The sequence below is a fragment of the uncultured Gimesia sp. genome (assembly GCF_937910335.1).
Taxonomy (GTDB): domain Bacteria; phylum Planctomycetota; class Planctomycetia; order Planctomycetales; family Planctomycetaceae; genus Gimesia.
Genome location: NZ_CALEMX010000263.1, coordinates 1 through 6405 on the forward strand (window position 1 = coordinate 1; position 6405 = coordinate 6405).

Below are 6405 nucleotides of genomic sequence, written 5' to 3' on the forward strand. Positions count from 1 at the left end.
CCCGGAGGGAAACGCGTAAAGGAATCGTGGAAATTATGAAAGGCACGTGCGATTTTTTTCATATTATCGACAGCAGATGTTTTCACCAGAAGGGAATTGGTTTTGCCATCCGAATTAATCACTGCGTCGGCTTTGTCGGCGATGGAATTCATCACGCCACTTCCAGCCGAGAACACGAAGTACCCGATGCCACCCAAAACCAGTAACCCAACGATTCCACCAGCGATCAATACACTCTGATTCGAATTGGATGAAGACTTTTTCTTGCCTTTTGTTTTGGATTTACTTTTCGTGGCACTCTTGGAACGACGTCGCGCAGGCGGCGTGTATTCAGCCTCCTCCTCCTCTTCCTCCAACCAGTCCTCGCTGAAATCTTCGACCTCTGCTTCGGGAATTCGTACGGGTGCAGAGCACTGGCGACACTTGATTTTTTTGCCTGCTTTCTCATCGCTGACTTTGTAGCCTTTGCCACACTTTTTACATTTGAAAGTGATCGTCATAGTTATTTCCAGTTTGGGAGTTGTCAGAAGCTAGGATATGCTCTCTCAATTTGGTTATCCGGAACAAAATCGCGATAACCTTCAGATTCCTGTACGATATTATCTTCTTACTGTACGGAATTCAAGAAGAATGCCAGACAGAAAAGCGATTCAGATCCCACCGGATTCGCGGCGATCACTGACGCTGTTCCATGTCAATCATACTCACCGGTCAGCCGCGCGAATCCAGTGCCACTTGCCGTCGGGATGTTGTTTGTCCACGAAATGGGTTAAGGCATGACCCTGTTTGTCGGCGGTGAATTCGATCTTCCAACGGCATTCCTCTATCGTCTGAGACCTGCATAAGCTGTTGTAAGTACTCTGCATGCCATTGAAGGAGGCAATGTTCGAAGCAAACTGAAATGTTTCCCAGTAACTCGCAATCAGAAGCCCTTCCTCAATGCGCCACTTACCGGAAAATTGACCGTTGGCTGTAGCAAGTGTCCGATCGGATCGAAAGATGCGTGTAGAGCCAGAACCACTCTTCGTCGACCATTGACCCACCAGCTGCGCTTCGATGGGAGACAGTGGTGACTGTTTTTTGCTCCAGACAAACGCACCAGGTAAGAGGCACAATACGCAAAGACAGACGGGGATCGAATATTTCAGATGTCTTCGTTTACTTTTCATCATCAACCTCACACCTCCCCTCGTCGGCAAAGCGTCCTCAACCCCGAATGATACGAACCATGATATTCCATGGAATGGGGCCCTGATACTGCACCGAATTGGGAAACCCCACAATCTGGTTTTACGATACAGTGCCGCAAAAGCCAGTGGCTACTAAACAGATCACATTTAGGGCCAAAAATTGTTCAGCTTTTTCAGGCCCACGAAGTGTCCCAGTCTCCAAAGGCTCCGTGTACAGTGTACTCAAGGGGCGACTGTGTATATAATTTATGACCCAAACAGGCACCGTTCACAGGGCGTACCATTTGCGCAGAACGATGCCAGCATACTTTCGCCTGTAGGACTTCTGATTTATTTCTCCAAGAGGATTTCGCTCGATGTCAACATCTCAACAAACAACGCGCCGTCGTTTTCTCCAGAGTGTAGCCTTCGCAGGGGCTGCCACTGTTTTCAGTCCCTCAGCAAATCGCGCTATCGGCTACCAGTCGCCTAACGACCGACCGGTCTTTGCAACCATCGGCCTGCGAAACCAGGGTTGGGCCATTACCTCGAAATCATTTCAATTTGCTGATTTCGCGGCACTCGCCGACGTCGATGCGAACGTCCTCGCGGAAAACGTAGAAAAAACGAAAAAGAAACAAACCAAAAAGCCCGACGCCTACAAAGACTATCGCAAAGTTCTAGACCGACAAGACATTGACGCCGTCATGATCGCCACACCCGACCATTGGCACACGAAGGTCGCCGTCGAAGCGATGTATGCCGGAAAAGACGTCTACTGTGAAAAACCGTTGACGCTGACCATTGCCGAAGGCAAGCTGATTGAAAAAGTCGTCAAGGAAACCGGCCGCGTCTTTCAGGTAGGCACCATGCAGCGATCAGAATCGGGACAACGATTCCTGCAAGCCGTCGCCTTGGTGAAAGACGGACGCATCGGCACGGTCAAAAAAGTAACCTGCGGCATCAATGGAATGGAAGCTTCACCCGTCATTCCAGTAACTTCTGTACCCAAAGAACTCGACTGGGAATTCTGGCTCGGACCCGCACCAAAAGTAGATTACCGGGCCCTGCCCGAAATTCGCAAGGGATATGGTGGTGGCGTGCCCCTCTATAGCAATTGCCATTATGCCTTTCGCAACTGGCACGAATACTCCGGCGGTAAACTAACCGACTGGGGCGCACATCACGTTGACATTGCCTGTTGGGCCATAGGAGCCAGCGACACGGGACCAAGCAAAGTCACACCGCTCGAATTTTCGTTGCCGGTAAAATACAAGGACGGACAGCCTATGGTTCACGATCAGTACAACGCCGCCACCAGCTTCAAAATCGGTGTCGACATGCCCAATAACGTCGAGATGATCATCACCAGCGAAGGTGATAACGGCATCCTCTTCGAAGGCACCAAAGGTCGGTTCTTCGTCAACCGGGGCAAGATCACTGGCAAGCCCGTTGAGGAACTAAAGGACAAACCACTGCCCGAAGGAGCCATCGAAGAAGTATACGGCGGCAAAGTCAGTGCGAATCACACCGCCAACTTCATTGAGGCCATGAACTCCCGCAAGCAACCCATTTCCGACGTCTGGTCACATAACCGCATGCTGGAGATCTGTCACCTCTCCAACATCGCCATGCGTCTGGATCGTGGACTCAAATGGGATCCCGTCAAACGCGAGATCATCGGCGACGACCAGGCCAACGCGTTCCTCTCACGCGAAAACCGCAAGGGTTACGAAATCAAAATGTCATCGTGAGAGCAGGGAAGGCAGCAGACTTCCCAGATGAATGAGATGAATTCAAAAGGTGTCGGCGGCAGTATCACTTGTTTCCGACACCTTTTTCTATTCCAATGACGTTTTGAAAGCTGCCCGGAATCATTAATTAGATGTTCCGGATTCGACTGAATCCATTTTTCTGTAAGTTACAAAACGAGACCATGATGAAACTGACGAAAATTGCTCTGTTGTTTTTACCTGTGTTATTAATCGCTTTCAGCACATCCTCTCTGTTACACGCCGGCGAAGAATGGAATCAATTTCGGGGACCAGAAGGAAACGGTCATGCGAAAACAAAAAATCTGCCACTCAAATGGAGTGAAACAGAGAATGTTGTCTGGAAGACGAAAATTCATGATCGCGGCTGGTCCTCACCCGTCATCTGGCACAATCAGGTCTGGGTAACAACATCAACCCCAAACGGTCGCAAGCTGTTCGCTGTCTGCGTAGATCGCAAGACAGGAAAAGTGATACATGATATTCCAGTTTTTGATGTAGATCAGCCGCAACGCCTTGCCGCCAGCAATACCTACGCCACACCAACTCCCGTAATAGAAGAAGGTCGCGTCTACCTGCACTACGGAACATACGGCACAGCGTGTCTCGATTCTTCAAGCGGTAAAATAGTATGGACCCGCCGCGACTTGAAATGTGATCATGAAGACGGAGCAGGCCCCGGCAGCTCTCCGATGATCGTCGGAAATCAGTTGATCACGAACTTCGACGGTCGAGATGTGCAATACATGATTGCGCTTAACAAAACAAACGGCAAGACACTTTGGAAAGCAGATCGCTCGGAGGATTACAGCAAGATCCCCATTCATCAGCGAAAAGCATACACCATGCCGCTTCTGATTCCCCGAAGTACGAACAAACAGCTTGTCTCGCCAGGGGGCCGGGCCATCTATTCCTACAATTCGGAAACGGGAAAAGAACTCTGGAAGATACGTCATCGCGGCTGGTCAATGGCGCCCCGACCCATTTACGGAAAAGGATTCGTCTTTGTCGTCATGGACTATGATCGCCCCGAACTCTGGGCAATCCGCCCGGACGGAAACGGCGATGTCACAGACAGTCATATCGCATGGAAGGCCACCCGTGGAATTTCTTCCCGATCCTCACCCATTCTCGTCAATGGCCTGTTATTTATGGTAACGAGTCGCGGCGCCATCTCCTGCCTGGAAGCCGAAACGGGGAAGCAGGTCTGGAAAAATCGTCTGCAGGGAAACTACTCCGCCTCTCCGATTTATGCCAACAACCGGATCTACTTTTCGAACGAAGAGGCAGTCACAACCGTGATAGAACCCGCGCGAACCTTCAAAGTTCTCTCCATAAATCCATTGGAAAAAGAAGAACTGATGGCCAGCCCCGCCGTCGCAGGAAACGCACTTTTCATCCGCACGGAAAATTATCTTTACCGTATTGATAATACGCAATCAAAATAAACAGGCTGTTTCACAAAATGAAACGGCTTTGGAACGAGATTACTGCAGTAAATGTGCGTGCCATGGAGCCAGAGAACTCGGCCGTTTATCCTGGGATATACGGCCGGAGAGATTACAGAGAGGTTGTAGCACGTCGTCTACTCGTCACTATCGCCACGTCTTACGACATGGATGTTTCACATCTGCATGACTCCGTGTCCAAAAGTATCCCAAGTGTCTCGCCTGGTGATCTATCTCCGGAAACAGATCTTCGTTGCGAATGCCGAGCCATCGTAGCTCGCTACGAATTCGTCTTTTGTAATCTGCTGGCACACATAACCTAATTATAAATGGCGAGGCATTACCTTCTTCAGTTAACGACTCGTGATATTTGAATAGCGAAACCGTGGACGGTAGCGGCGAACCGCTGCGAGGCTGGTATGTTTTGCCTCCATGTAAAGTAAATCGTGCGGCTTGCCGTTTCATTCTCTCATTGAGTCGTCGCGGCATGACTGCAATCGGATTTGCATATGTGCTGATTTCGTTTGGGTTCACACCTCTTACATTGTGTTGAATTGTTTTTGCCTCGACATTAATGTCCACTGGTAAAGTCCGCTCAATCTCATTTGCCCATTCTTCAAGACTCGTGTTAGCAGCCATGGATGCACGAAATTCGACCGAAGGAGAGCCCGTATGTGCCATCACCGGCATACGCAAAACATGATGATTCAATTTCAAGCCATTCAAGATAATCAACTCACCTGGTTCGTCATCGTACTGCTCATCAACTACCGCAAAATGCAATGCAACAAGAGCATGTTCCGTCCAGTCTAAGAGGCGTGTCGGTGCGCCATGCTCTTGCATAAGACACAGCCAATCAAACAAGCTTGAGTGAAGCACTGCATGTTCAGGAAGATGGAGTTGGAACGAGCTCACAAGGCTGGTTTCATCAAAAGTGCCATTCTCGAGCTCGTCAGCATCCACAATACTTGGAAAGTTTGTCTTGCGAAACACGCGAGGTTGGACATCTTGAATCTGACTGGAATGCCCACGAAACCAGACACCATAGAATTGGCGAAGTGGATTGGAAAACTCATTATTTTCCAAGAGAAACTGGTATTCAGAAAGAAACTCAAAATTCACATATTTCAGTAAGCAGGAGACACTATTAACTGAACCCAAATACGACATCTCGATCTCCAATCAATGGAAACTACACATTCAAGTAACGCAACACATATCATCCAGAATAGACAATAATGACTAGCTACATACTCTGTGTACAATTACAAGTCACTTTATTTTGGTAATCGAGATTGTTTTTTTTCCAAGACAAAATCGGCTAGGGTTTGAAGAGTAAAAGGACCTGTTTGAATAGTAGAAAACTCGACGTCGGAAAATTTAATTTTAAACACGGTTTCAATTTCTAGAAATAAATCCACATGGTCTAATGAATCGAATCCTAGTTCTTGTGAGATCTTGACATCTTCTTGCATCGCAGCGACTGCATCTTTATCCATAGATTGAGACATCTCTTCTGCCAAAATTTTACGTATCTTGCGAATAATTTTATCCTGAGTCTTCATCTGAAATTCCCCAGTTAGAAGTATCCCGATTGCCTGCTTCCGCTACGCTCCAGAAGACAAATAGAACAGTCATTGATACAATCGGATACTTAGACTTGTGGTTGGTGTCATACTTGGGGGCACGTCACTCGTGCTGTAAATAGAACCATTCTATTTCATCCATTATTAAATCTCCGGGGTCATCTCCACGCTCTTTTATGTAGAGCATTTCTTCCAGTTTATCTTTCGTGATGAAAAGAATTACTTTCTTTTCTTCAGAGTAGATAGTATTTCGCTTTATATGTGCCTGCTTAACAGGAGGCTTGTTTGAGCATATTATTCCAAGCTTACCCATGGAGGCATTAAGGTAATTACGAGTTTGATTTACCTCTTCTTTTCCAATTTCAGTTCTATCGTAGTTCTTAAACTCAAATAGAATAAGCCTTGCTTCTAGCTCGCGATATATCTTTGC

Annotated in this window: 5 protein-coding genes and 2 pseudogenes; 2 read left to right on the top strand and 5 right to left on the bottom strand. The window is 47.7% G+C overall.

Annotated features, from left to right (window positions below; translation table 11 throughout):
- Together Q0668_RS10705 and Q0668_RS10710 are read right to left on the bottom strand one after the other, a co-directional pair.
- Positions 1 to 500 (bottom strand): annotated as a pseudogene (locus tag Q0668_RS10705) (hypothetical protein); the annotation flags it as partial.
- Positions 501 to 704: 204 nt separating this feature from the next.
- Complete coding sequence (locus Q0668_RS10710) at positions 705 to 1172, bottom strand: hypothetical protein (protein WP_298864075.1); 468 nt, start codon at positions 1170 to 1172, stop codon at positions 705 to 707.
- A 374-nt stretch (positions 1173 to 1546) separates the two neighbouring features.
- On the opposite strand from Q0668_RS10710, the gene Q0668_RS10715 reads away from it, so the two are divergent.
- Both Q0668_RS10715 and Q0668_RS10720 read left to right on the top strand, forming a co-directional pair.
- Positions 1547 to 2923, top strand: a complete 1377-nt coding sequence (locus Q0668_RS10715) for a Gfo/Idh/MocA family oxidoreductase (RefSeq protein WP_298864078.1) — start codon at positions 1547 to 1549, stop codon at positions 2921 to 2923.
- 182 nt (positions 2924 to 3105) lie between these two features.
- Positions 3106 to 4389 carry a PQQ-binding-like beta-propeller repeat protein gene (locus tag Q0668_RS10720; RefSeq protein WP_298864080.1) on the top strand — a complete coding sequence of 428 codons (1284 nt, stop codon included), beginning with the start codon at positions 3106 to 3108 and terminating at the stop codon, positions 4387 to 4389.
- Between the two features lie 147 nt (positions 4390 to 4536).
- On the opposite strand, the gene Q0668_RS10725 is transcribed toward Q0668_RS10720, so the two are convergent.
- The 3 genes and pseudogenes from Q0668_RS10725 to Q0668_RS10735 form a co-directional block, all read right to left on the bottom strand.
- Positions 4537 to 5559 (bottom strand): FRG domain-containing protein, encoded by a 1023-nt coding sequence (locus tag Q0668_RS10725; RefSeq protein ID WP_298864084.1) that lies wholly within the window; start codon positions 5557 to 5559, stop codon positions 4537 to 4539.
- 107 nt (positions 5560 to 5666) lie between these two features.
- Entirely contained in the window at positions 5667 to 5954 is a 288-nt protein-coding gene (locus tag Q0668_RS10730; protein ID WP_298864087.1) for a phosphopantetheine-binding protein, read from the bottom strand.
- 124 nt (positions 5955 to 6078) lie between these two features.
- Positions 6079 to 6405, bottom strand: a pseudogene (locus tag Q0668_RS10735) (hypothetical protein); the annotation flags it as partial.

Excerpts from the sequence above, each read along its gene's own strand:
- Q0668_RS10725 (WP_298864084.1), bottom strand. The coding sequence starts at position 5,559 with ATGTCGTATTTGGGTTCAGTTAATAGTGTCTCCTGCTTACTGAAATAT.
- Q0668_RS10715 (WP_298864078.1), top strand. The coding sequence starts at position 1,547 with ATGTCAACATCTCAACAAACAACGCGCCGTCGTTTTCTCCAGAGTGTA.
- Q0668_RS10720 (WP_298864080.1), top strand. The coding sequence starts at position 3,106 with ATGATGAAACTGACGAAAATTGCTCTGTTGTTTTTACCTGTGTTATTA.
- Q0668_RS10710 (WP_298864075.1), bottom strand. The coding sequence starts at position 1,172 with ATGATGAAAAGTAAACGAAGACATCTGAAATATTCGATCCCCGTCTGT.
- Q0668_RS10730 (WP_298864087.1), bottom strand. The coding sequence starts at position 5,954 with ATGAAGACTCAGGATAAAATTATTCGCAAGATACGTAAAATTTTGGCA.